Annotated in this window: 24 protein-coding genes, 1 tRNA gene and 1 pseudogene; 14 read left to right on the top strand and 12 right to left on the bottom strand. The window is 55.0% G+C overall.

Annotated features, from left to right (window positions below):
* Position 1: 1 nt before the first annotated feature.
* Positions 2-355 carry a ribosome silencing factor gene (rsfS, locus tag C4542_01920; protein RJO62831.1) on the bottom strand — a complete coding sequence of 118 codons (354 nt, stop codon included), beginning with the start codon at positions 353-355 and terminating at the stop codon, positions 2-4.
* 118 nt (positions 356-473) lie between these two features.
* Between rsfS and C4542_01915 the strand changes: the two genes are divergently transcribed.
* Together C4542_01915 and C4542_01910 are read left to right on the top strand one after the other, a co-directional pair.
* Positions 474-713 carry a hypothetical protein gene (locus C4542_01915; GenBank protein ID RJO62830.1) on the top strand — a complete coding sequence of 80 codons (240 nt, stop codon included), beginning with the start codon at positions 474-476 and terminating at the stop codon, positions 711-713.
* A gap of 155 nt (positions 714-868) precedes the next feature.
* Positions 869-1,696 carry a hypothetical protein gene (locus C4542_01910; protein ID RJO62829.1) on the top strand — a complete coding sequence of 276 codons (828 nt, stop codon included), beginning with the start codon at positions 869-871 and terminating at the stop codon, positions 1,694-1,696.
* A 4-nt stretch (positions 1,697-1,700) separates the two neighbouring features.
* Here the strand turns inward: C4542_01910 and C4542_01905 are convergent, their stop codons facing one another.
* A complete protein-coding gene (locus C4542_01905) occupies positions 1,701-2,549 on the bottom strand; it encodes a sulfite exporter TauE/SafE family protein (GenBank protein RJO62828.1) in 849 nt (282 codons plus the stop codon).
* Positions 2,550-2,716: 167 nt separating this feature from the next.
* On the opposite strand from C4542_01905, the gene hflB reads away from it, so the two are divergent.
* Entirely contained in the window at positions 2,717-4,660 is a 1,944-nt protein-coding gene (gene hflB / locus C4542_01900; protein ID RJO62827.1) for an ATP-dependent zinc metalloprotease FtsH, read from the top strand.
* An 8-nt stretch (positions 4,661-4,668) separates the two neighbouring features.
* Positions 4,669-5,091 (top strand): molybdenum cofactor biosynthesis protein MoaE, encoded by a 423-nt coding sequence (locus tag C4542_01895; protein RJO62826.1) that lies wholly within the window; start codon positions 4,669-4,671, stop codon positions 5,089-5,091.
* Between the two features lie 139 nt (positions 5,092-5,230).
* Here the strand turns inward: C4542_01895 and C4542_01890 are convergent, their stop codons facing one another.
* The 4 genes and pseudogenes from C4542_01890 to rsmI all read right to left on the bottom strand — a co-directional run bounded on the left by C4542_01890 (position 5,231) and on the right by rsmI (position 9,539).
* Entirely contained in the window at positions 5,231-6,199 is a 969-nt protein-coding gene (locus C4542_01890; protein ID RJO62825.1) for a polyprenyl synthetase family protein, read from the bottom strand.
* 141 nt (positions 6,200-6,340) lie between these two features.
* Positions 6,341-8,011, bottom strand: coding sequence for a methionine--tRNA ligase (locus C4542_01885; GenBank protein RJO62824.1), 1,671 nt, complete (start codon positions 8,009-8,011; stop codon positions 6,341-6,343).
* A 472-nt stretch (positions 8,012-8,483) separates the two neighbouring features.
* Positions 8,484-8,699 (bottom strand): annotated as a pseudogene (locus tag C4542_01880) (hypothetical protein).
* A gap of 24 nt (positions 8,700-8,723) precedes the next feature.
* A complete protein-coding gene (gene rsmI / locus C4542_01875) occupies positions 8,724-9,539 on the bottom strand; it encodes a 16S rRNA (cytidine(1402)-2'-O)-methyltransferase (GenBank protein ID RJO62823.1) in 816 nt (271 codons plus the stop codon).
* Between the two features lie 851 nt (positions 9,540-10,390).
* On the opposite strand from rsmI, the gene C4542_01870 reads away from it, so the two are divergent.
* From C4542_01870 to C4542_01860, 3 genes are all read left to right on the top strand, one after another.
* Entirely contained in the window at positions 10,391-10,573 is a 183-nt protein-coding gene (locus tag C4542_01870) for a hypothetical protein (protein RJO62822.1), read from the top strand.
* Positions 10,574-10,576: 3 nt separating this feature from the next.
* Positions 10,577-10,900, top strand: coding sequence for a hypothetical protein (locus C4542_01865; protein RJO62821.1), 324 nt, complete (start codon positions 10,577-10,579; stop codon positions 10,898-10,900).
* A gap of 289 nt (positions 10,901-11,189) precedes the next feature.
* Positions 11,190-12,335, top strand: a complete 1,146-nt coding sequence (locus C4542_01860; GenBank protein RJO62820.1) for a GuaB3 family IMP dehydrogenase-related protein — start codon at positions 11,190-11,192, stop codon at positions 12,333-12,335.
* 452 nt (positions 12,336-12,787) lie between these two features.
* Here the strand turns inward: C4542_01860 and C4542_01855 are convergent, their stop codons facing one another.
* Both C4542_01855 and C4542_01850 read right to left on the bottom strand, forming a co-directional pair.
* Positions 12,788-13,225 carry a hypothetical protein gene (locus C4542_01855; protein ID RJO62819.1) on the bottom strand — a complete coding sequence of 146 codons (438 nt, stop codon included), beginning with the start codon at positions 13,223-13,225 and terminating at the stop codon, positions 12,788-12,790.
* Between the two features lie 21 nt (positions 13,226-13,246).
* On the bottom strand, positions 13,247-14,020 hold the full coding sequence (locus C4542_01850) for a hypothetical protein (protein RJO62818.1): 774 nt from the start codon (positions 14,018-14,020) through the stop codon (positions 13,247-13,249).
* A 325-nt stretch (positions 14,021-14,345) separates the two neighbouring features.
* On the opposite strand from C4542_01850, the gene C4542_01845 reads away from it, so the two are divergent.
* Both C4542_01845 and C4542_01840 read left to right on the top strand, forming a co-directional pair.
* Complete coding sequence (locus C4542_01845) at positions 14,346-14,765, top strand: hypothetical protein (GenBank protein ID RJO62817.1); 420 nt, start codon at positions 14,346-14,348, stop codon at positions 14,763-14,765.
* A gap of 45 nt (positions 14,766-14,810) precedes the next feature.
* Entirely contained in the window at positions 14,811-15,239 is a 429-nt protein-coding gene (locus tag C4542_01840) for a hypothetical protein (GenBank protein ID RJO62816.1), read from the top strand.
* A gap of 5 nt (positions 15,240-15,244) precedes the next feature.
* Here C4542_01840 and C4542_01835 read toward each other — a convergent pair.
* A tRNA-Thr gene (locus C4542_01835) sits at positions 15,245-15,320 on the bottom strand.
* A gap of 67 nt (positions 15,321-15,387) precedes the next feature.
* Positions 15,388-15,810 (bottom strand): hypothetical protein, encoded by a 423-nt coding sequence (locus C4542_01830; protein ID RJO62815.1) that lies wholly within the window; start codon positions 15,808-15,810, stop codon positions 15,388-15,390.
* A 373-nt stretch (positions 15,811-16,183) separates the two neighbouring features.
* Here C4542_01830 and pdxS point away from each other — a divergent pair, with 373 nt between their 5' ends.
* From pdxS to C4542_01810, 4 genes are all read left to right on the top strand, one after another.
* The gene (gene pdxS / locus C4542_01825) at positions 16,184-17,068 is read left to right on the top strand and encodes a pyridoxal 5'-phosphate synthase lyase subunit PdxS (protein RJO62814.1); all 885 of its coding nucleotides are present in this window, start codon (positions 16,184-16,186) and stop codon (positions 17,066-17,068) included.
* Between the two features lie 180 nt (positions 17,069-17,248).
* Positions 17,249-20,113 (top strand): phosphoribosylformylglycinamidine synthase subunit PurL, encoded by a 2,865-nt coding sequence (purL, locus tag C4542_01820; GenBank protein ID RJO62847.1) that lies wholly within the window; start codon positions 17,249-17,251, stop codon positions 20,111-20,113.
* A gap of 263 nt (positions 20,114-20,376) precedes the next feature.
* Complete coding sequence (purQ, locus tag C4542_01815) at positions 20,377-21,144, top strand: phosphoribosylformylglycinamidine synthase I (GenBank protein ID RJO62813.1); 768 nt, start codon at positions 20,377-20,379, stop codon at positions 21,142-21,144.
* A 327-nt stretch (positions 21,145-21,471) separates the two neighbouring features.
* Positions 21,472-21,774, top strand: coding sequence for a hypothetical protein (locus C4542_01810; protein RJO62812.1), 303 nt, complete (start codon positions 21,472-21,474; stop codon positions 21,772-21,774).
* Between the two features lie 102 nt (positions 21,775-21,876).
* Here C4542_01810 and C4542_01805 read toward each other — a convergent pair whose 3' ends face one another.
* Positions 21,877-22,356, bottom strand: a complete 480-nt coding sequence (locus tag C4542_01805; GenBank protein RJO62811.1) for a hypothetical protein — start codon at positions 22,354-22,356, stop codon at positions 21,877-21,879.
* Between the two features lie 78 nt (positions 22,357-22,434).
* On the opposite strand from C4542_01805, the gene C4542_01800 reads away from it, so the two are divergent.
* Positions 22,435-22,758: an FtsX-like permease family protein gene (locus tag C4542_01800; GenBank protein ID RJO62810.1), complete on the top strand. Its 324-nt coding sequence runs from the start codon at positions 22,435-22,437 to the stop codon at positions 22,756-22,758.
* A gap of 19 nt (positions 22,759-22,777) precedes the next feature.
* Here the strand turns inward: C4542_01800 and C4542_01795 are convergent, their stop codons facing one another.
* Positions 22,778-23,341 (bottom strand): hypothetical protein, encoded by a 564-nt coding sequence (locus tag C4542_01795; protein ID RJO62809.1) that lies wholly within the window; start codon positions 23,339-23,341, stop codon positions 22,778-22,780.
* Positions 23,342-23,690 lie beyond the last annotated feature (349 nt).

Genomic DNA, 23,690 nt, shown 5'->3' with positions numbered 1-23,690 from the left:
CTTACGCCATGCGGACCAGGGATTTGGCGGCCCCCCACATCTCGTCGAGCTTGTAGTACTGCCTCTCCGTGGGCGAGAAGATGTGGACGATGATATCGCCGTAATCCAGCAGCATCCAGCCGGAGGCGGCAGCTCCTTCGCGGTGGAGAGGCGCCATCCCGCCGTCTTTCTTGAGGGATTGCGCTATCTCGTCCGAGATGGCATCCAACTGGCGCTCGGATTCGCCGCTTACGATGACAAAAAAATCGGCGAACCCGCAGACGCCGCGGGTATCCAGAAGGGCGATATCGGACGCCAGCTTGTCGCTGGCAATCTCAACAATGCGGCGGGCTTTATCGATGGCTTTCGTTGTAATTTCCCCCTGACTCTCTGATGTAATTATAGCACAGCCTTCTTTTCCGACGTTCGTACACCCAAACTGGTTTGCCAGCCCAAAACCTCTCTCCTATACTTTCCAGCGAAGGAGATTGTCTATGCGCAGTAATATCATGGCCGGCCTGCTGGTTTTTATCCTTGGAGGAATTTTATTCGCCGGGGGGGTCATCGGGTTCGTGGCATCCGCCACCTCTTCGCCCATCATCCAGCAGTGGGATAAGCTGGGCTCGCTGCCGCTGCATTCTCTATGGCAAGCCACTTTGCTAGTAATAGTGTTTTTTGTCCTTTTCCTGGCCGGGGTTTATCTGATGAAAGTAGCCCTCTCAAAGCAAAACTAATCAGGCTTTCTTATCTAATATTCAACGTTTCATTCTCACGGTCACGCAGGGCGTGTTTGAAATCCACCCTGCGAGATTTACTCGCCTCCATCGGTAAACAAGAGCGTCGCGACATCAACTAGCCTCGATGCTGATTCAACTGCTATACTCTGTTGATGGCAAACCTGCTTTTCGGCACCGCCGGCATCCCCCTCAGCACCTGGCCGCAAGAAACTGGCGAAGGCATCCGGCGTGTGGCCGCCCTCGGCCTGGACTGCATGGAGATTGAATTCGTACAGGGCGTTTATCTCGACGAAGCCCACGCGAAGGCCATGGCCGGGATAGCCCTTAACAATAAAATAAAGCTCTCCGTGCACGGGCCTTACTACCTCAACTTCAACGCCCACGAGCGTCCCAAGCTGCATTCCAGCCAGGGTATGCTGCACAAGGCCGCCAAAATAGCCAACATCTGCGGGGCAAAAAGCATCGTGTTTCACGCCGGTTTTTATCTCGGCGACCCGCCTGAGAAGGTATATGAGACTGTTAAAACAGCTATTGGGGAGGTGTTAGAAAAGCTGGATGCCGACGACAATTCCATCACCCTGCGGCCCGAGAGCGCCGGCAAGCCCACTCAGTTCGGAACCATAGATGAGATAGTAAGGCTCACCAGCGAGCTGCCGAGGGTGGCACCCTGCATCGATTTCGCCCACTGGCACGCCCGTGCCGGCAACAACAACTCTTACGAGGAATTCAGCGGCTTGCTGAGGGATTTGAAGAAAAGCCTGGGAGAGGAAGCGCTGGGGGACATGCACATCCACATCTCCGGCATCGAATACGGCAAAGGCGGAGAGAAGAAACACCTGCCGATACGCTCCTCAGACCTGAGATACGAAGACCTCCTGAGGGCACTGAAAGACCACGGCGCCGGCGGGACGGTCATCTGTGAAAGCCCCAACCGTGAAGAGGACGCCCTGCTACTGAAAGAGAGCTACCAGAAGGTGTAACGCGTCAGCCCCGGATGCCCATGAATACCAAGCGCACACCGGCCAGCACCAGCGCCAGCACCAGCAGGCGTATCAATATCAAACCCTTGATTCTGGGTGAGAGCCAGGCTCCCAACTGCGCTCCAGGTATTACACCGAGCGCTATCCACAGCAGTATCTGCCAGCTCTGGGCGTAGGTACCGGACGCAGCGTGGGTGAGCGTTCCTGCAAGGCCTGTGAAAACCAGGATGAAGTGCGAGGTGGCGGTGGCAATATGCGTCGGGAAACACAAGACATAGATAAGCATGGGGACGTGGATGATTCCGCCTCCGATACCCAGCAACCCGGCGATGAAACCCACGCCAAAACTGAGGATGATACCCAGGGAACGGTTGCACGTATAGGTGAACGTCTCACCCTTGCGGTCGGTAAGCACCACGCGTTGGTGGCCTTGCTTCTCGCCTGCACCCTGGATGAGCTCGATATGCGGCCTCATCCAGATGATACCTGAAAAAACCAGTAGCATTGCTCCGAAAATGACCTCAAATAACCGCTGTGCCATGAATTGTAACGTCCAGACTCCGAGGATGGTTCCAGGCACGGTCGCCAAGGCAAAGAGGATGCCATTGCGGTAGTCTATACGGCGCTGGCGAGCGTAGGCTATCGTGCCGGAGAGAGAATTGAGAAAGACTATCCCCATGGTAATGCTGGTGAGAACTTCCGGTTTAGCCTGGGGATACAACAGCAGCAGCACGGGGGTGAGGACTACCGCCCCGCCGATGCCCACCAGAGTGCCATAACTCCCGGCTAGAAAGCCCAGCCCCACCAGGAATAATACAAGGGGAAAGCCGCTTAAAAATTCCACGTTACCCATAGGCTCAACTAGTGACCGGGGTCATACCCGCCTTTCCGATTTGAGAGTATATTAGGTTATAAGATAAAACAAAGCAAACGCCATCAACCATGCAGGCTGCAGGGACTTTCTGCCTATAAGCCTGTTTTGTGTTATACTGATATGAGCACAAGGTAGGAGCTTTTTCCATGAAAATTAACTGGAAACGCAGCATAATCATATATGCCATTATCATACTGGCTGCTATAACCTTTTTTACCATCGTATTGCCCGGCACGGAAACCCAGCCTGAAACGATACCCATTTCCCAGATGGTAACCATGTCGCAAAAGGGCGAGATTAAGTCTATCGAGGTAAGCGTCGACACCATCAACATCACCGGCATTGATGGTACAAAATATGTCACCACAAAGGAAAGCGGCGCCAACATCTATGACATCACCGGCCTCGACCTCACAGATGTAAGCGTGGATGTGAAACCCCCTGCCGGAGTCGACTGGGGCAGCATACTGGTCACTGTTCTGCCGCTGCTCTTCGTAGGCATATTCTTCTTATTCATATTCAACCAGGCCAGAGGCGCTAACAACCAGGCTATGAGCTTCGGGCGTTCACGCGCCAGGCTCTTCAGCTCGGACAAACCGACAGTGACCTTTGAGGACGTTGCCGGAGTCGAAGAAGCCAAACAGGACTTGCGCGAGGTAGTGGAATTCCTCAAATCACGCGAGAAGTTCCAGGCGCTGGGCGCGCGCATACCCAAGGGCGTGCTGCTCATCGGCCCGCCCGGAACAGGCAAGACACTGCTGGCGCGAGCCGTAGCCGGCGAGGCCGGCGTGCCTTTCTTTTCCATCAGCGGCTCTGAGTTCGTCGAGATGTTCGTCGGGGTTGGAGCATCGCGCGTGCGCGACCTCTTCGACCAGGCCAAACGCAATGCTCCCTGCATTATCTTCATCGATGAAATCGATGCCGTAGGCCGCCAGCGCGGCGCCGGGCTGGGCGGCGGCCATGACGAGCGCGAGCAGACGCTTAACCAGATACTCGTCGAGATGGACGGCTTTGACACCAATGTCAGCGTCATTGTGATGGCGGCCACCAACCGTCCGGATATCCTTGACCCGGCGCTGCTGCGCCCCGGCCGTTTCGACCGCCGCGTGATGCTGGACAGGCCTGACATCATCGGCCGCACAGCCATCCTCAAAGTGCACACCAAGGGCAAGCCTATCGCTCCAGAGGTCGACCTGGAGGTCATCGCCAAACTCACCGCCGGATTCTCAGGCGCCGACCTCTCCAACCTGGTGAACGAGTCCGCTATCCTGGCGGCGCGCCGTAACAAGAAGATCATCGAGATGCCCGAGCTGGAGGAGAGCATCGACCGCGTGCTCATGGGCCCCGAGCGCAAGAGCCGCCGCATGACCGCCAAAGACAAGGAAATCACGGCTTATCACGAGGCCGGACATGCTCTCGTAGGACACCTGTTGAAGAGCCTCGAACCTATCAGAAAAGTAACCATCATCCCGCGGGGTATGGCGGGCGGTTTTACCAAGCCCCTTGTTGAAGATAAACTGTACCACCTGCGCTCCTACATCGAGGAAGTGCTTGCCATGGATCTAGGCGGGAGAGCCGCAGAAGAACTCATATTCAACGAAATGTCGACCGGAGCCTCGCAGGATATCAAAGAGGCCACCGACCTGGCGCGCCGCATGGTTACTAACTACGGCATGAGCGACCTGCTCGGCCCGCGCACTTTCGGGCAGAAAGAGGAAATGGTTTTTCTCGGACGCGAGATCACCGAGCAACGCGATTATGGCGATAAAGTGGCCAACCAAATAGACGATGAGGTCAACCGCATCATCAAGGAAGCCCATGAGATGGCGCTGAAGGTGCTTAGTGAAAATAAAGCCAAGCTGGTGCAATTAGCAAAGGCATTGCTGGAGAAGGAGACTCTGGAAGGTCCCGACCTGGATGCCGTGTTCAACACGCCCCCTTCGGATGTCCAGCCTCCTGCTGAAAAAGCGATAATACAGACTCCATCTGCTTCTATTGAGGAGAAACCGAAAGCCAAGACGAAGAGCAAAGCTCCGGGCAAAATACCCGGCATATTGCCGCGACCGAAACAGTCGCCCTTCCCCTCGTAGAATTGTAAATGACGCAAAAAGTGTTTGCACGCATCGTGCGCGAGCCCATATCGCCGGAGGCCGTGGTCAACCTGGTGAGGACCAGCGACAGCGGCTGCGTGGTGACATACGTCGGCCTCATAAGGGACAACTCGCACGGTAAAGCGGTGCGCTCGGTAGAGTACAGCGATCCTCATGGGACCGCTGAACAGGGACTGAAATCCATCGTCGAAGAGGCTATGAGACGCTGGCCGCTGAATGCCATGGCTATCTATCACCGCGTGGGGGTGCTGAATGTGAACGACATCAACCTGACGGTGGCCATCGGAGTGGGACACCGGGGCGAAGGCTTGGCCGCCTGCGCCTTCGCCGTGGATGAGTTCAAGGCCAAGCTGCCTACTACCAAGAAAGAGACTTACGCCGACGGCACGGTCTATAACGCGCAAGACTGAACCGCACTTTAATACAAAAGAAAGAGGAGGCTTGAGCCTCCTCTTTCTTTATTGCCGGTGTCATTCTGAGTCCCAAAGCAATCTGGGCGAAGAATCGCAATTGCCGCATATGCCTGTGGCGGTCTTTCAACAACCAATATTATTTCCTGCGTTTGACCACGTAGTCCGCCAGCGCCACCAGTGCCGCGCGGGCAGGCTTGTCGGAGAGTTTGTCCAGGTCGCGGCAGGCCAGCTTGCAGTAATCACCCGCCAGCTTGTAGCACTCGTCGATGATATCCGATGCGCGTATCATCTCGATGACCTTCTTAATATTCTCAGCCAGGTTTTCTTTTTGGGCTATTTTGAGCAGTGGATTGTCTTTGGGATAGCGTTGCAGCAGCTTGTAGGCCGGCAGCGTCACCGTGCCCTGCGCCAGGTCAGCCCCCACCGGTTTGCCCACCTCTTTTTCGCTGCCCACGAAGTCGAGTATGTCATCCACTATCTGGAAAGCTATACCCAGATTATATCCGTAATCGTGGAGTATTTGCACAGACGTCTCAGGCGCGCCGCTCAGCACCGCCCCGCTCTCGGTGGCCAGAGTGAAAAGCGCCGCCGTCTTGGCGGCCACGCGCTCGATGTATTGTTCAAAGGTCTGGTCCAGCCTGAAAGCCGAAAGCGCCTGCTTCACCTCGCCGCGCGCAATGATGCCCAGCGTCTGCGAAAAGAGCGTCACCACGCGGAGGCTGCCCGTCCTGGCGGACATCTCGCCGGCGCGGGCGAACAGGAAATCGCCGACAAGTATGGCCAGGTCCACCCCCCAGATGGAATTGATAGTGGCGTTCCCGCGCCTCGTATCGGCGGAATCGATGGCGTCGTCGTGCACCAGCGTGGCAATATGCATCAGCTCGGTGGCGGTGGCCATCGGCTGCAGCAAAGCGAGGTTGCAGTTATAGAAACTGCCACAGAGCAGCGTCAGTGTGGGGCGCACCACCTTGCCGCCCACCAGCACCTGCTTGAGCATTTTCTGCATCTCAGGGAACTGCCGCTGGCTGTCGATGAGGTTTTTGAAATCCGCCTCTACGCCGTTCAGCCCCGGCTGCACCAGAGAGTAAGCCTCTTTCAGTTCCAAGTTATTTCCTTCATGAGCAATCGTGATTGTACCATCTATAAGAATCCCTCTTAATCTCTCCTTTCCAAGGAGAGAAACTGGTAAAGGTGTTTTCTTACAGACAAGCCCCGTTTTTTACAATCAGACGGTAGAAGTGTATTTCTAGCCCGCACCCAGCCCCATGCGGCGCGTCTCTTCCTCGATGACAGCGTCGTCGAGCTTGGTGAAAAGCACCTGCGGCGGGTTGAGCTTCGTGCCCGGCTCCGGCATGACTAGACACCAGCCGCAGTCCTCAACTTTACCTGCCAAACCGAGATAGCCATGTAGCTTCTGGGAACTGAACGGGATGAAGGGATACATCAGCGTTTTAAGCGCGGTGATGACCGCGATAGCTACATAGAGAGAGGTAGCCGCCGCCTCTTTATCCGTTTTGATGGCCTTCCAGGGAGCTTTCTCGTCCAGGTAGCGGTTGGCCTCCTGCGCCAGCGTCATGGCAGCGCGGATGGCATCCCTGAAATGGCAGCGGTAGAGATGCTTGTCGGTAACATCGATGGTATCCTGCGCCTTGTCCAGCAGAGCACGGCTCGCCTCATCGAGAGCGCCCGGAGTGGGTACCACGCCGTCGAAACGCGTATAGGTGAAGGTGAGCACGCGCTGCACCAGATTGCCGTAGGTGGCCACCAGCTCGTCGTTGTTGCGCCTGACGAACTCGCGCCAGGAGAAATCGGTATCCGAGGTTTCCGGCATGTTGGCGGAGAGAAGATAGCGCAAGGGGTCGGCGTCATAACGCTCAAAATAGTCCGACACCCAGACCGCCAGATTGCGGCTCTTGGAGAACTTCTGCGACTCGATAGTGAGGAACTCGTTGGCCGGGACGTCATACGGCAGATTGAGGCCGCCGTAGCCCATCAGCATAGCCGGCCAGACGATGGTGTGGAAAGGGATATTGTCCTTGCCAATAAAGTAATAGCCGCGCGCGCCGCCCTCCCAGAATTTGCGCCAGGCCTCTTTGTCGCCCGACCTCTGCGCCCATTCCTTGCTGGCCGAGAGGTAGCCGATGACGGCCTCGAACCACACGTAGATGCGCTTACCGGGATAGCCGGGCAGCGGCAGCGGTATGCCCCAGTCGATGTCGCGCGTGATGGCACGGTCATGCAGGCCTTCTTCGAGGTAGCGCGTGGTGAAGTTGAGCACGTTGGTGCGCCAGTGCGTCTGGTCTTTGACCCAGGCGAGGAGCGGCTGCTCGAGAGCGCTCAGCTTGAGGAAGAAATGCTCCGATTCCCTATAGGAGGGAGAAGTGCCGCAGGTGCGGCAGCGCGCGTCCACCAGATCGGCCGGGTTCATGGGCTTGCCGCATTGCTCACACTGATCGCCGCGCGCATTAGGCGATTTGCACAGCGGGCAGGCGCCCTCGACATAGCGGTCTGGTAAAAAGCGCTGGCATTTTTCACACCAGGGCTGCGAGACAGTCTGCTTGTAGATGTAGCCTTTTTCCAGCAGCCTGAGGAAAATATCCTGCGACACTTGCTTGTGATTGGCGGTGCGCGTGGTGGTAAACAGGTCCCAGGAGATGCCCAGCCTCTCGAAATCCTCTAAAAAGAGCTTGTGGTAGTTCTCGGCCACTTCGGCGGGGGTCTTGCCCTCGGCTTCAGCGCGAATGGTTACCGGCGTGCCGTGCTGGTCGGAGCCGGAGACCATGATGACCTCATCGCCCTTGACGCGGTGATAGCGGGCAAAAATGTCCGCCGGCAAGTACGCTCCGGCAACATGCCCCAGGTGCAAACGGCTGTTGGCGTAAGGCCAGGCCACGGCGACTAAGATGCGTTCACTCATATTTCAATCCAAAACAAGATGTAATTTAGCACAAATCGGCCAAATAGGCTAGATTAAGGCAGAGCTTACCCCCATCCTCTTGCAGGATCTTCTCCTGTCACGATTGCGTTTTCCAAGTATCTGCACACTTTATATCCGCCTGAGGCGGATGCTCTGGACGCCAATCTCAATAACCAATCCCAAACAAGAGAGGGGCACGCGCCCCTCTCAAACATACCCGTGTCTCGAACGAGCTTTAGCCTTTCTCTTTAGGCCCTTTGGTCACTTTGGTCACTTTGGTCACTTTGCTATCTTTGGTCACTTTGCTATCTTTGGTTGCTTTGCTCTCTTTAGCCGCCTTGGGTTCTTTGGCCGCTTTGGCCACTTTGGGCTCTTTGGTTTCTATGGTCTCTTTGACCTCTTTGGTCTCTTTAGCCTCTTCAACCGGGGCGGGGGCCGGGGTTGCGGTGGACGGGGGAACTTCGCTCTCGCGCAGGAAGGTGAGCATCATCTCACCCTTTATCTCTTTATAGTGGACATAGCCCTTCTTCTGGGCACATTCTATGCAGTAACGCACGCTCTTGCCGCCCTTCTCAACCTCATTGCCCTTGGCATCCTCGTCTACCATGACGTAGCGGTCGGGATAGGGGATTTTGTGCTTGCAAATGTCGCAGTTGACTGTACCGACCGAAAGACAACCTCTTCTCATATCCTGAACTCCTGATTCTATTTGCTATTTTAACTTGAGCCACTCGCGGTAAAGTGAGCGGCGTGAAACCCCAGTTTCGCGCGACACCTGCTCGGTCGCCTCTTTCGCCGACGCGCCCGACTCCCGAATCTCGCGGAGCCTCGCGATTACCTTCTCCGGTTCGGCGCTTTCGGGCTCCCCAGTCCGTCCCTCTATGATGAGCGTCAGTTCTCCACGGGGCTCTATAAAATGGTCAATCGCCTCTTGCACCGTGCCGCGAAAGACCTCTTCGTGCAGCTTGGTCAGCTCGCGGCAGACGGCGATACGGCGGTTGCCCAACACAGACAGTATATCATGTAATGCCTCATTCAGGCGATGGGGGGCTTCGTAGGCCACCAGCGTCACGCGTTCCGACGTCACGGACTCCAGCAGCCGTTTGCGGTCGCCCGCCTTGCGCGGCAGGAAGCCGAGGTAATGGCAGGCGTCGGTGGGCAACCCTGAGACAGCCAGCGCCGAGATGAAGGCGGAAGCCCCCGGAACAGGCACGACGAGGATACCTCGCTGCTGCGCCGCGACAACCAGCTCGTAGCCGGGGTCGGAGATGGCCGGCATGCCCGCCTCGGAGACGAGAGCGACATCGCCTTCGGCCAGCTTCGAGAGGAGGTAATCCAGCTTAGCCTTCTTGTTATGCTCGAAGTAGCTGGTGAGGGGGGTCTTTATCTCGTAGCGCGAGAGGAGATGGGCGGTGGTGCGGGTGTCCTCCGAAGCTATCAGGGAGACCTCTTTGAGGATGCGCACGGCGCGGAAGGTCATGTCTTCCAGGTTGCCGATGGGCGTGGCCACAACGTAGAGCGTAGGCATTATGTCAATATATTATAGCGTAAGGCAGAAGGCATGTCATTCGTTTTTGTTTCGGGGAAGCGCCTATTTTAAGGAAACGATTGACTCCGCTTCAGGCATGACGCAGGCGTGGGAGTCGAACCGTTGAAACGACGATTGGTTTCTCATTTAGCTTTGAATCGTTTTTAAGGCAACACGCATGGGGGCATTCGATCTGGAAGATTCGTTTTCGAGCCCACGCATGAAATTCCGGGTCAAAAGCGGCGTCCGGGGCATTGGTTCCCATATTCTTACGCACGGAGCGGAACAAATGAGGACCAAATAAACGCCCCTAGTTATTTGTTAAAGGGTTGCAAGATGGATAGGAGAACACTTGAGGGGAAAATCCCTCTCCGCCGTGAGTGACCTCACGGCAGGTCTCCCTTTTGCGAAAGGGAGAGTGGAATAGCTGGTTGTTAAAGGACTGCTCCATGCTGATATTAGCACGGGAGGGGCGGAAAAGATACGGGGATTTGTCATGTTCTAATTAGGCATCGAGAATGCAATCGCTGGCAGGTTATCCAAAGAATCCCTCTTCGTCTCCCCTTTCCAAGGGGAGAGACGGGGCGGGGATAGACGGCACAGGGCGATTGGCCAATCGCCCCTACTCTATGGTCCTCCTGGTGGGCACAGCATGCTGTGCCCTACATACGCGGGGTGCTGGAGAAAATCCCTCTCAGTCCCGCCATGTCAGGACAGTCTCCCTTTTTTAAAGGGAGAGCGGATTACCCACATAATAAAAGGGTAGGTCTGAGACCCGCCCCTACACCCGTTTTTTTGTTGACCGCGTATGGTATAATTAACAAATAGATTTCATTGAGGAGAGTATCCAAATGGCAAAAATAAGAATAGGTGAGAAAAAGAAAGGTACTGCTACCATAGGAACAGTCCACTACAAATCAGGCAAGGTAGGCTTAAGGGTAACCCCAACAAAGTCTGATGCCGAAAAAAAAGCTGCTAAAGAGGAAAAGGAATTTCAGAGCACATGGGTGAAGGGGAAAAAAGGGGTGTTCTAAATAATGGCAGACTTATGGGGGGACAAACCAAAATCTAAGCGTCAAAACAAGGTTGACACTCTCAGTAGAAACCGTAAAAAAGGTAAAGCTGGCGAGGACATAGTAAAATTACGCCATACGTTACGAGTTGAAGAAGTAGAAAGAGCGCCTAAAGGCAAGGACTTTACTGTTCGGGAAAGAAACCTAATTACTGGCAGAGTCACACGCACTACTCATATAGAGGTTAAAACTGGAAAAGCCAAACTATCACCCTTACAGAAGAAGACCAAGCAAAGTAAGAGTAACTACAAAGTTGAACGCGTGAATCCACCGCCATTTTCGTTTTAATCGTAAAAGCATACCATCTAAACTTTAACCAGAACGACCTGTTCTCCTTTTTTAGCCACCAAATATGCCAGTACTACTATCATCCTTTAAGGCGCCGGCAAAGAATAGAGGAACAAAGCTAAGTCTAGTGCTCCCTAAACAAAGGTGATATTGTAGTATTGCAAAGGTGCAAGCGGCCTACGCCTCTTGGCTATCTGAAACCCTCGCCCCCACCCTCGAATACGATGCCTTTTCCTTGACGGAAGCCTGCCCTTTTGATATGCTTTTTCTTTAAGGGAGGACATCCTCTATGGCAAAACCCAAATTCCGCGAACTGCGCCACGCTTACGGCTTCGATGAGGTCGCTATCGTCCCCGGAGATGTGACCATCAACCCGGACCAGACCGACATCAGCTACAAGATCGGCAAGCATAAGTTCGAGATACCTATAATCGCCTCCGCCATGGACGGCGTCACCGACCCGGCCTTCGCCGTGCACATGGGCAAGCTGGGAGGACTAGCCGTCCTCAACCTGGAAGGCGTCCAGACGCGTTATGACAACCCTTCGGAAATACTATCCCAAATCGCTAAAGCCTCAGAGACAGAAGTCACCGCCCTCATGCAGAAGACCTACGCCCAGCCCATCCGCGAGGAGCTTATCACCGTCCGCATAAAGGCCATCAAACAGGGCGGCGCGGTGTGCGCCGTGGCTATCACCCCGGCCAATACCAAGCGCTACGTCAAGACCATCGTGGACGCCGGCGCCGATATACTGGTGGTGGCCTCCACCGTCACCAGCGCCAAGCATATTTCCAAGAGCACCCACGGGCTGGTTTTCGAAGAGCTGTGCAAGAGCGTGCCCATCCCCGTGGTGGTGGGCAACTGCGTAAGTTACAGCGCCTGCATCGGACTCATGCGCACCGGCATCGCCGCCATACTGGTGGGAGTCGGGCCCGGGGCTGCCTGTACGTCACGCGAGGTGCTGGGCATAGGAGTGCCGCAGATTACCGCCACCATGGACTGCGCACAGGCGCGCGACGACTACTTCAAAGAATCCAAGAGATATGTTCCCATTATCACCGACGGAGGTTTCCGCAAGGGCGGCGACGTGTGCAAGGCCATGGCAGCCGGGGCCGATGCCGTCATGATAGGCTCGATATTCGCCCAGGCCGAGGGCTCGCCCGGGCTGGGCTACCACTGGGGCATGGCCAACCCCCACGCCTCGCTGCCGCGCGGCACGCGCATCAAGGTTGGCACCAACGGCACGCTGGAGCAGATACTGTTCGGCCCCACCTCGCTCACCCACGGCAGCCAGAACCTGGTAGGAGCGCTGCGGACTTCGATGGGCGTCTGCGGGGCGGCCAACGTGGCCGAGTTCCACAAGGCCGAGATAGTCATCGCCCCGGCCATCGTCACCGAGGGAAAATACTGGCAGATGACCAAGCCAACCTGCTAGGCCAGACAATCGGATATATTAAAAAAGCCCCTCTAACGAGGGGCTTTTTTGTTGGAAATGCGAACCTCATCTCCCTGCCTAAAGATCCTCTCGCCCCTTGGGGGAGAGATAAGAGTGAGGGGTAGCTTGCATGCAATCGATTGTGGGAAGTCAATAAGAATCTCTCTTAATCTCTCCTTTTCAAGGAGAGAGACTGGATAGGGGATTACGGCCACCCTCACCTTAATCCTCTCCCCTCAAGAGAGAGGAGACAGTAAAGATCCTCTCGCCCCTTGGGGGAGAGATAAGAGTGAGGGGTATTTTGCGTGCAATCGTTCGTGGTCAATCAACAAGAATCCCTCTTAATCTCCCTTTTCCAAAGGGAGAGACTGGACAGGGGATGGCTTACCTCCCAGGCACTGGGGGAACTCTGGATTGTCGGATCAAGTCCGACAATGACAGGAGGGGAGGAACTAAAGTTCGTTTTTAATGCTCTCCGCCCATTTCTTGACGCGCTCAGCCGTGCCCTGTGGCTGGAAGGGCAAAAAGACATCGGCGGTGGTCATCTCCCAGCAGCGCAGGATGGGAGTACGTTCGAGGGCGGGTTTCGTCACTCTCTTCGGGCCGTTAAACACCAGATTCGTCCGATGTCTTATCTCCTCCGTGGTGATTTTACCACTCAGATATTCGATAAAAGACTCCCGTAGTCCGGTGAGAGCATCATCCGTAAACTGGGCCGGGTGCTGTATGTTGTAGGCTGCAACAGTCAGAAAGTGCAGGGCTTGAAGTTCAGTGTCTCTCTGCTCCAGTGCCAGGATGCCATGCAGCCGCTCCTGGCAGGTCAGCCTGTCGTGGGAGAGCGCGCCGCATTCGGAACAGTTGGGGACGTCAGCGTCTATCTGTATGCCCATAGTATTTAGAGAGCGGAGACTCTACTCGTCGTCGCCGCCCTCATCCGGCTCGTGCTCATGGGCGGCTTCTTCCTGTTTTATGACGGGCACGATGGCTCGCGCCTTCATCCACTTGCGCTTGGCCGTAAGAGTGAGCCCGTCGAGCGTCGCGCGCAGTGCCTTAAACCCTGCCTGATTTTCGGCTGTGAGCGAGACGACCAGCGCATCGATGCCCGCGTCCCACAGTGCCTTGATTTCGCCTTCGGTGAGGGGGGCGGGAACGACCGCCAGCAGGGGTTTACTTATCCAGTCACCCAGGCGGCGGAAACGCATCAGGTCCTGAAAGGTGAGCGGGGCAGTGCCGGGTGAGTTGATTATCACGGCATCGACCGGAAGCTCGCTCACGGCGCGCGCCAGGCTGTCTTCCAGGTCGAATGGGATGCCCACGACGCGGCCCGGTTTTTCTTCCCCGGCGGCAGCCAGCGGCATCTTTTCCGGCGCGAAGACGGCGAAGTCCACGCCCGCGCTGTCGAGGGCTTTGAGGTTCTGTGCATCCTCCGCCCACAGTCCCCACGGCATTTCGCCCAGCGACTTGACCAGAGCTTTGAGCGTCCTGGCGGGAGGAATTTTAGCGGATAGCAGGACGGCGGCGTCGGCACCTTCGAGCATCGCCGTGGATTTCTCCAGGTCTTCCAGACTCGCCCATGCCACCAGCAGCATTTTGGGCTTGGCGCAAGCTTGAGCGCTACGGAAAAAGCCCATGGAGGGCGGGGCTACCTGGAGGGCGGTTTTGAGTTTATCGGCAAAGCGGCTCATATTTTTATCTCCTATCGATGGGAAATGCTAAAGAGTTTTCGCTTTGATTATATCATAGAGCCTTCAGACCAAGGCGAGGTGATAGTAACCTCATCACCTTACCCCTTCTCCTTGCAGGGTCCGCCTTAGATGTCCAGAGGGGTCTGCACTCCTCTGGACGCCACGTTTTCATACAATTTGGGGTTCCAAATCGGTCAGCCCTCTTCAAGCCTAAAGTGCGCAATTTTATATTTTGCACCTAAATCGTTAGCTCTCAGAAAAAAGCGTATTTACTTGCGAGCACGAGACGCTTAAAATTAGATAAAGCTCTAAAAGGAGTAGATAAATGTTTGAACTGCGAAGGCTAAATCGTCAAATTGAAAGTAATTCAAGAGATTATAAAATTGCAATTGGAAAAGCGGAAAGCAAGAATACATCAAAAGATGAAAAGGAAAAGCTTATTCATGAATTCGCAGAAAAACGTTACGAACTAGAAACTGAAATCATGTTCTTCGTAACAGAACAGCTCATAAGAAAGGCAAGAAGTTTATTACTGCCTATGCCTGATAGCGGGGAGGGTGGGATGTGGGAAAAAGTAAATAGCAGGTCTTACTTGACAGAAGCTGGAATAGCTAAAGTTCGCTCAACTATTAGAGAGGAAGAGGCTGCAAGGCGCAAGATTATTTTAGATTGGGTTTCTGTTGGTGCGGTAATAACTGGAATAATAGGCGCAGCAACAGGACTGCTTGCGATTATCCTAAAATAAAACATAAGCATGAGTTAAGCTAATTGCGTGAAGAGGTTAATTGTTATGGATGATAGATGCGCTATCTGTGGGTGCTTAGTCAACCATCTCCCTAACGTATACGCCCAACCCACGCTTAAAGGTCGTTCACATGCTACAAAACATCACTACATCGCTGAGCGTTTCTATGGTCGTTCAAAGAATAATCCAGGTGAACAGAGAGAAGGTATATTTAAGAAAGACCCTTGGCAGATTGAAGGAAAATCAGAGGTTTTTTGTTACGAATGCCACGAGGTTTTATTGCACAATCCAGTCCTGCTACCTGAAGACATTGAAAAATTCCAAGAATTGGTTAAAAGGCGTGGTTTAAATGAAAGACATAAGACAAGTAGCAGGGCTAAATTGGCAAAGCGTATTGAGCTATTTCACGAAGTTATTGAGATAGGGATTGCTAACTTGCTCGCTGAGGAAAAACGCAATGTTAAACGGGTTTAGGCAGTTGGAGCCAGCGTCGAGACTCGAACTCGAGACCTGCTGTTTACGAAACAGCTGCTCTACCAACTGAGCTACGCTGGCGTCAAGTGAAAGTATAGCAAAAGGGGCTTTTTAATAAAAGCTCCGCGAGAGAATTCCCGCGATAAGTCTATTCCGACTTCTTGAGAAAGATAATCCCGCGGATGATGTAATACAGGAAAAAGCCGTGGATGGCCGCCGCAAACCAGTCACCCAGGATTATCAGCAGCACCGCATCGAAGAGATAGACCGCCCCGCCCAGGATGAAAGCCCACAGCTCGCCTTTTCTGGCGTAGTAGCCCGATAGTAAGAATATCCCCAGGAATACCAGCACCGCCAGGCCGCTGACCGCGCGCATCTCGAGCGTCTGACTCCTGCTTATGGCAGTCAGCAGTTGCGTCACCGCCAGACCCATAGGGAAAAATAGAACGGCGTTGATGGCATACAGGATAGAGTTGGCCACGCCGAGGCCGGCGATCCAGTAGAACTGGTCCGCCCCGCTTCTTACGCGGTAGTCCAGTGCTGCTGTTTGAGGAGCTTCTTGCGGAATCATGCGGACATTATAGGGAGCGTGGCGATATGTCGCAAGCCCTCTGCGTATAGGCGATAAGTTCAATATTTATATCGGGCTTCCTAGCAACGGGAGTCTTTTTATGCAATTGTGAGTAGCATAGCAGAAAGAATCCCTCACATTCGCCCGACTGATGGGGCTCAGTGCAGGCTTAATCTCCCCTTTCCAAAGGGAGAGACTGATTGGGGGAATACACCCTTACCTAACCTCTTCCGCGATGGGAGAGGAAATCAGCGGATTCCTCCCCTCCAGATGCTTCGGCCATCCTTTATGCCCTCCAGCATGGATATTCCGCTTTTTATTTCACAATCTCCCGAATTTGTGCTAGATTATAGGTCTCAGGAGATATAAAACTATGCAGGAAACTGGTACCTGGAAACTTAAAACCGGCCTGGCCCAGATGCTCAAGGGCGGCGTCATCATGGACGTTATCAACGCCGAGCAGGCCAAGATAGCCGAGGATGCCGGAGCCTGCTCCGTCATGGCTCTGGAGCGCGTGCCTTCCGACATCCGCGCCGCCGGCGGGGTGGCCCGCATGGCCGACCTTACTATCATCGAGAACATCATGAAATGCGTCACCATTCCCGTCATGGCCAAGTGCCGCATCGGGCATTTCGTGGAGGCCCGCGTGCTGGAGGCCATCGGCGTGGACTATATCGACGAGAGCGAGGTGCTCACCCCCGCCGACGAGGCTCACCACGTGTGGAAGCACGATTTTAAAGTGCCGTTCGTGTGCGGCTGCCGCAACCTGGGCGAGGCCCTGCGCCGCATCGGCGAGGGCGCCGCCATGATACGCACCAAGGGCGAGGCCGGCACCGGCAACGTCGTGGAGGCCGTGCGCCACATGCGCACCGTCATGGACGACATCCGCAAGTTATCCGCTTTACCCCAGGACGAACTGCCCGCCTTCGCCAAGGAGATTCAAGCGCCGCTCGACCTGGTTATCGAAGTACACAATTCCGGCAAGCTGCCGGTGGTCAATTTCGCCGCCGGAGGCATCGCCACGCCGTCCGACGCCGCCCTCATGATGTATCTGGGGGCCGAGGGCGTCTTCGTGGGCTCCGGCATCTTCAAATCATCCAATCCTTCCGCCATGGCCAAGGCCATCGTCAAGGCCACCACGCACTACAAGGACGCCTCCGTCATTGCCGAGGTGTCCAGAGACCTGGGCGATGCCATGAAGGGCCTGGAAATCTCCAAGATACCGCCGCAGGAGCTTCTGGCAGGCAGGGGCTGGTAACCGGATCGTCATTGCGAGGAGTCCCGATACATCTATCACAAATCAAATATTTTTATCGGGACGACGCGGCAATCTCGGAATTATGACCCATGCCCACTTCAATAACAATGTTAGTCAGTCAACCAATGCGATTGCTGCGCTCCTTTCAGTCGCTCGCAATGACAACTGGAGTACCGCTTGATTTATAGCATCGAAGTATGCCTGAAGCAGGGACAGCCCGACCCGCGCGGTGCCGGTATAGTGCGTGGCATCCACGACCTGGGCATCCATAAGAAAGACATCTACGTAACCGTCAGCGATTTCTACTGGCTGGACGGCTCGCTCACGCCTAAAGAACTGGAACGCATCACCCGCGAGCTGCTGGTCGACCCCATCACGCAGGAGTATCCGCCTCAGGCGGACTCGCCCCTCCAGAACGCCGACACTGCCGAGATTCACAACATCACCGTAACCTATAACCCCGGCGTCACCGACCCGGTGGAAGAAACGCTGATGCAGGCGCTCTCCAACATGAGCATAACCACCATCCGCGCCGCCAAGACGGCCCAGCGCTACCGCATACAGGGTATTCTCAACTCAAGCGAGCTGGACATGATAAAAGCCCGGCTGCTGGTCAACCCCATCATCCAGCATGTAGTTAAGGAAACGCCTAAAGCCTTCCCCGAAAGCCCGAAGTATGTTTTCAAGCTGAGGCATATCGACCTGCTCGGAGCGACCTCGGAACAGCTCTCGCAGATAGGGCGCGACTACAGCCTCAACACCCCGGAAATTGCGGCGGTCAAAGAGTATTACAACAAGCTTGAGCGCAACCCTACCGATGCGGAGCTGGAAACGCTGGGGCAGACCTGGAGCGAGCACTGCGTGCACAAGACCTTCAAGGCGCGCTTCGATTTCGAGGGGCAGAGCATCGACAACCTGCTCAAAGCGACGGTCATGAAAGCCACCAAGGAGCTTTCGCCGCCGTGGTGCCTCTCCGTTTTCCGGGACAACGCCGGCGTTATCGACTTCGACGGCGACTGGGCCGTCTGCTTCAAGGTGGAGACGCACAACCACCCCTCCGCCATCGAGCCTTACGGCGGGGCGGCCACCGGCGTGGGCGGGGTGGTGCGCGACGTCATGGGGACAGGGCTGGGAGCCAAACCCATCGCCAACACCGACGTCTTCTGCTTCGGCCCGCCGGATTTCGATTTCAACCGCCTGCCTCCGGGCGTGCTGCATCCCAGACGGGTCTTCAAGGGAGTAAGGGCGGGGGTAGCCGATTACGGCAACCGCCTGGGCATCCCCACGCTTAATGGGGCTATCCTGTTCGACGAGCGTTACACCGCCAACCCGCTGGTCTTCTGCGGCACGGTGGGCATCATGCCCAAGGACATGTCGCAGCAGGGCAAACAAAAGCCAGGAGATAAGGTGGTGCTGGCGGGCGGGCGCACCGGGCGCGACGGCATACACGGCGTCACCTTCGCCTCGGAACAGCTGACGCGCGATTCGACCGAGCTCTCGTTTACCTCGGTGCAGATAGGCAACGCCATCGTGGAGAAGAAGGTGCTCGACGGCCTCTTAAAAGCCAGAGACAAAAAGCTCTTCTCGCGCATCACCGATTGCGGCGGCGGGGGACTGTCTTCCGCCGTGGGCGAGATGGGCGAAGAGACGGGCGTCAAGGTCTACCTCGATAAAGTGCCGCTCAAATATGCCGGACTGTCGTACTCCGAGATATGGATATCTGAGTCGCAGGAGCGCATGCTGCTGGCCGTGCCTCCGGCCAATGTTGAAGAGCTGCTGGAGATATTCGCCGCGGAAGGGGCGGAAGCTACCGTCATCGGCGAGTTCACCGACGACAAGAAATTAACCCTGTATTATAAAGAGCACACCGTCTGCGACCTTCAAATGGAGTTCCTGCACGGCGGCAGGCCGCAAATGTCGCTGGCTGCCGAATGGACCCGGCCTATACATCCCGAACCGGAACTCGCGCCTTCCGGCGATTATAACGACACGCTGCTCAAGATACTGGGGGCATGGAACGTGTGCAGCAAGGAATGGGTCATCCGCCAGTACGACCACGAGGTGCAGGGCGCCAGCGTGCTCAAGCCCCTCGTCGGGGAAGCCGAGGACGGACCGGGCGATGCCGCCATCATTAAACCGGTGGCAACGTCCAGCCGCGGGCTGATTATTTCCAACGGCATCAACACGCGCTACGGCGACGTCAACCCCTACTGGATGGCTGCCTCCGCCATAGATGAAGCTCTTAGACAAATCATCGCCGTGGGCGGCAGCCTGAAACAGGCGGCGCTGCTGGATAATTTCTGCTGGGGCAGCGTCCGGGACAAACAGAGCCTGGGGGCGCTGGTGAAAGCGTCTCAGGCTTGCTATGACATGTCACTGGCTTATAAAACGCCTTTCATTTCGGGCAAGGACAGCCTGAACAACGAGTTCGAGCATGAGGGCAAGCGCATCTCCATCCCGCACACGCTGCTCATCTCGGCTATGGCCGTAATGGAGGATTCGTCTAAAGCCATCTCCATGGACTTAAAACAAGCGGGGAACCTCCTGTATCTCGTCGGCCAAACTTTCGCTGAGCTCGGCGGCTCCGAGTATTACTCGCGGCTAGGCTATGTGGGAAACAATTCTCCCCAGGTCAGGCCCGAAACCTCGCGCAAGCTGATGGACAGCCTGAGCCTGGCAACCTCGATGAGCCTGGTCAAATCATGCCACGACCTGTCGGAGGGAGGGCTGGGGGTGGCGCTGGCCGAGATGGCCTTCGCCGGAAACCTGGGGGCGGAGGTCTCGCTAGGGAAAATTCCGACTGGCGAGGACATCGAGCGCGACGACGTTTTACTTTTCTCCGAGTCCAACTCGCGTTTTCTGGTTGAGGTAGAACCCGGCAACCAGGAGGAGTTCGAGAATACGCTGCGCGGCAACTCTTTCGCCCTTATCGGCAAGGTGACGCCCGGTAATACACTCAAAGTCAAGGGACTCAAGGGTAAACTGGTCATCTCGCTCCCGATAAAAACGCTCAAAGAGTCATGGCAGAAACCCCTGCGCTGGTAAACTCAGTTAAATAGACATGATGTGAGTGGTTTTCAAAACTTTCACCCTCACTCTTGTCTCTCCCGTCAAGGGAGAGAAGTATAAAAAGATTTAAAAGTAATGTTTGAGAAAATAATAAGGTCAAACCCGGTCACCCTTTTTCTTCAGGGGAAGATCCTGCAAGAGGGGGACACCGCAGCGTCCACCCTCTTAAATAATTTCCCCTTCCCTGAGGGAAGGGGATTAAGGGGATGGGAAACCAAAACCCCAAAGAATCTGAACATATGAGCAATGTAAACGTTTTGATACTGCGCGCACCCGGCACCAACCGCGACGAGGAAACAGCGGCGGCCTTCCAGCAGGCGGGAGCCCTGACGCAACTTGCCACCATCAACCAGGTGGCCGCATCAGCTTTCCGCTTTGCCGACTACCAGGTTGTAGTCTTCCCCGGCGGGTTTGCTTACGGCGACGACCTGGGCGCAGGCAGGGTGCTGGCGAGCGAGCTCAACCTCAAACTGAGAGCGGAGATAGAGCCTTTCATCGAGCGCAGCGGGCTGGTGCTGGGCGTATGCAACGGCTTCCAGACACTGGTAAAAGCGGGCATACTGCCGGGGCCCATGTCCAAAGGGCAGACTGTCACGCTCGCCAACAACGACTCCGGGCGCTTCGAGTGCCGCTGGGTTTACCTGACGGCTAATCCCAAGAGCAAATGCGTCTTCACCAAGGGCATCCAGACTATCTACGTGCCGGTGGCCCACGGCGAGGGCAAGCTGGTGGCCGCCCCCGAGGTGATAGACAGCCTGGACGTGGCGCTCTATTACACCGATGCCGAGGGGAGAAAGCATTCAGGCTATCCCCACAACCCCAACGGCTCAATGAAAGACATCGCCGGCATTACGGACGCCACCGGGCGCATATTCGGGCTCATGCCGCACCCCGAAGACCATATCCGGGCGAGCCAGCATCCCCGCTGGACGCGCGGAGAAGCTAAAGAGAGCAGCCTGGGTTCGGCCATCTACAAGAATGCCGTGGAGTGGGTCAAGAGCCTGTAAATGCTTTTCGTATCGACCCTGATGTGCAATATTTGGTAATCAATCGGAAAGAATCCCTCTTAATCTCCCCTTTCCAAGGGGAGAGACGGGATGGGGAATATTACCCCTCTCAAACATTTATCTGCCTGAGGCAGACTCACGGCAAACTCTTTCCAAGGGGAAGAGAATTTTTATTGTCCCTCTTTGGAAAAGAGGGATTAAGGGAGATTCTTATCGAATGAAGTCTCTCAAACTGACCTCTTTAACTACCCCTCACCTTAATCCTCTCCCACAAGGGGAGAGGGAAATGATTTTTATACATTAACCGAGGAAAGAAATATCAGCGCTATGACATCGAAATCCAGCAGGTTTCTGGCCGCCGTTCTCGACATCGCGGAGACGGCGCTCTGGACGTTCCTCATTATCATCCTGCTGGTATTCGTGTTTGTTCTCATGGCGGCATTCATGCTGTACCTGGTGATGAGGTATCCGCAAATACCGGCCTCGTGGTTCTGGCCTGCTGTATGGATGGGCATGGGGCTGGTGATTGTGTTCCTTTTAGCGCTTTACTTCTGGTGGGGCAGCATGCTGAAAGACAGAGAGGAACTTAACCGGCTGGCAAATGATAAGACGAATGCTGGCCAATCCTAGCTCAGAACACTCGCTTTGGAGCAGAAATCACGTGTTTAAATCAACAAAAGGCAAACCGAATATGTCGCACAATACAAATATTCTTTGGTTATCATATCCTCTTTATTGGTTGGAAAAGCCATAGTGGTCCCAGTCAACGTACACAGGGGGATTGTAGGGGGATATTTCCTGACTTCGTTCGTTCAAATAAGATTTTAAGCTGCTGATGAAAGGTAAAAGGTTGAGAGGTATTTTGCCACTTCCGTTACACGCGGCACACGGAACATTCCCGATTACAGTTTCTGCTTTCACGGTAGTGGCACCCCAACGGTCCAGGCCGCTGCCGAAAATAACGGTGTAGGTATTGCCGCTTACCGAGCCCGCTGGAACATCTACTTTGACGTATTGTGTATCCAGCGCTCCCTGTCCCTCCTCTTTGGAGGTGTCGATAAGAGTCATTTTCAACCAGCCAGAGGCTTCTTCCACCCCCTCATTTAGCAAGCTCACTGATACATCGTATCTGAAAACGGTATAGATACCGCATGAATCGCGCTGGACTTTGATTTCCTGGCTATTCGCCTCCAGGACAGATACGTTTTCCATTCCGGGAGTGCCGTTGACAGAACCGCTGCCGTTGCAGGCATCGCTGCTATATCGCTTCTAGTCGGAGGCATAGGCATTATGAATATCATGCTGGTGGCTGTGGCTGAAAGGACAAAGGAAATCGGCATACGCAAGGCGGTTGGTGCCACCGATGGTAACATTCTGTCCCAGTTTCTGGTTGAATCAGTCACTCTGGGTTTCTTGGGTGGTCTGGTTGGGCTGGTCTTGTCATTCGGGGCGGCTTTTATAATAGAGTTAAGACTGGGGATTCCGGCTCAGGTCACTCCCCAGTCTATAGCTCTGGCTCTGGGTATATCCATGGGAGCAGGCATAGTCTTTGGGGTAGTACCGGCCCTGCGTGCGGCCAGGAAAAATCCGGTTGAAGCCCTGCGCTACGAGTAGTTGACGCGAGTCTCCCTGGCTAATAACCCATCCAGGGTGTCACAACACCGCCAATAACCTTGATCCAACAGTCAACTATGAGTATATAGCCGAACATCATTCCACGGCACTCGCCGACCACATCGACTAGTGTCCCTTCGGACATTTTCTCCACGTCCGAGGGGTACCTGAGGATGAACTTGAAATCGCCCACCATGAAGTTGTCGTTGACGGAGGGTGCTCTCCCGCCAGTGCGCAGTACCTTATCCACAGTTAAACTAGTGAATTGAAGTCGTCGCCCGTAATATTTGGCATCGGCTGCCGCCGTATTGGATATGTACTCGTCATACACCGGCTTCATCTCTACGATGATTGGAGATGGTCTAATCATCAAAGGCTGGGGAGCAACAAAACTCGTTCCGGCGCATCCTGATAGGCTAATGACCAGCATAACTACCAGTAGAGAGACAATTAATTTTGTCATCGCCTGAGTCAAAGTCCACTTATTGATTAAAAAAAACATACTTCTCCCAATCAATGGCTGGAGGCGGAGTGTACAGCTCCGTCGTCCGCACTGTTTCGATAAAATGAGCCTTGAGCCCATTAACAAAAGGCCATGTATTCAGCGCGATTCTCCCTGTACCATTGCAAGTGGAATCCGGCACATTACCCACAACTACCTCAGCGCGCACCTCGGTGCGGCCCGGCTGGTCCAGACCGCTACCGAATACCACTTTATAGGCGTTGTTCACTACCGTCTGGGCCGGGACATCCACCTGTACATATTGGGTATCTATGATATTGTGCCCCTCCTCCTTTGTGGTATCCACAAGGAGCATCTTGAGCCAACCCGACACGTTCTCCGCGCCGTCATTCAAGAGCCTGAGGGTAACATCATATCTGTACACGGTATAGGCAGTACAGGCATCCCTTTGTACCTTTTGTACTTGGCT

The organism is Dehalococcoidia bacterium (genome assembly GCA_003597995.1).
GTDB lineage: Bacteria > Chloroflexota > Dehalococcoidia > Dehalococcoidales > UBA1222 > SURF-27.
Note: the sequence above shows the minus strand (reverse complement) of the source record. Positions and strands in the feature narration are given on the sequence as shown.

Coding starts and splice junctions, on each gene's coding strand:
- C4542_01795 (RJO62809.1), bottom strand. CDS start 23,341: ATGGGCTCAAGGCTCATTTTATCGAAACAGTGCGGACGACGGAGCTGT.
- C4542_01805 (RJO62811.1), bottom strand. CDS start 22,356: ATGGAAAACGTATCTGTCCTGGAGGCGAATAGCCAGGAAATCAAAGTC.
- C4542_01910 (RJO62829.1), top strand. CDS start 869: ATGGCAAACCTGCTTTTCGGCACCGCCGGCATCCCCCTCAGCACCTGG.
- C4542_01870 (RJO62822.1), top strand. CDS start 10,391: ATGGCAAAAATAAGAATAGGTGAGAAAAAGAAAGGTACTGCTACCATA.
- C4542_01915 (RJO62830.1), top strand. CDS start 474: ATGCGCAGTAATATCATGGCCGGCCTGCTGGTTTTTATCCTTGGAGGA.
- C4542_01855 (RJO62819.1), bottom strand. CDS start 13,225: ATGGGCATACAGATAGACGCTGACGTCCCCAACTGTTCCGAATGCGGC.
- purQ (RJO62813.1), top strand. CDS start 20,377: ATGAGCAATGTAAACGTTTTGATACTGCGCGCACCCGGCACCAACCGC.
- C4542_01885 (RJO62824.1), bottom strand. CDS start 8,011: ATGAGTGAACGCATCTTAGTCGCCGTGGCCTGGCCTTACGCCAACAGC.
- C4542_01895 (RJO62826.1), top strand. CDS start 4,669: ATGACGCAAAAAGTGTTTGCACGCATCGTGCGCGAGCCCATATCGCCG.
- C4542_01810 (RJO62812.1), top strand. CDS start 21,472: ATGACATCGAAATCCAGCAGGTTTCTGGCCGCCGTTCTCGACATCGCG.
- C4542_01840 (RJO62816.1), top strand. CDS start 14,811: ATGGATGATAGATGCGCTATCTGTGGGTGCTTAGTCAACCATCTCCCT.
- hflB (RJO62827.1), top strand. CDS start 2,717: ATGAAAATTAACTGGAAACGCAGCATAATCATATATGCCATTATCATA.
- C4542_01865 (RJO62821.1), top strand. CDS start 10,577: ATGGCAGACTTATGGGGGGACAAACCAAAATCTAAGCGTCAAAACAAG.
- C4542_01860 (RJO62820.1), top strand. CDS start 11,190: ATGGCAAAACCCAAATTCCGCGAACTGCGCCACGCTTACGGCTTCGAT.
- C4542_01850 (RJO62818.1), bottom strand. CDS start 14,020: ATGAGCCGCTTTGCCGATAAACTCAAAACCGCCCTCCAGGTAGCCCCG.
- C4542_01800 (RJO62810.1), top strand. CDS start 22,435: ATGAATATCATGCTGGTGGCTGTGGCTGAAAGGACAAAGGAAATCGGC.
- C4542_01845 (RJO62817.1), top strand. CDS start 14,346: ATGTTTGAACTGCGAAGGCTAAATCGTCAAATTGAAAGTAATTCAAGA.
- rsmI (RJO62823.1), bottom strand. CDS start 9,539: ATGCCTACGCTCTACGTTGTGGCCACGCCCATCGGCAACCTGGAAGAC.
- C4542_01830 (RJO62815.1), bottom strand. CDS start 15,810: ATGATTCCGCAAGAAGCTCCTCAAACAGCAGCACTGGACTACCGCGTA.
- pdxS (RJO62814.1), top strand. CDS start 16,184: ATGCAGGAAACTGGTACCTGGAAACTTAAAACCGGCCTGGCCCAGATG.
- C4542_01905 (RJO62828.1), bottom strand. CDS start 2,549: ATGGGTAACGTGGAATTTTTAAGCGGCTTTCCCCTTGTATTATTCCTG.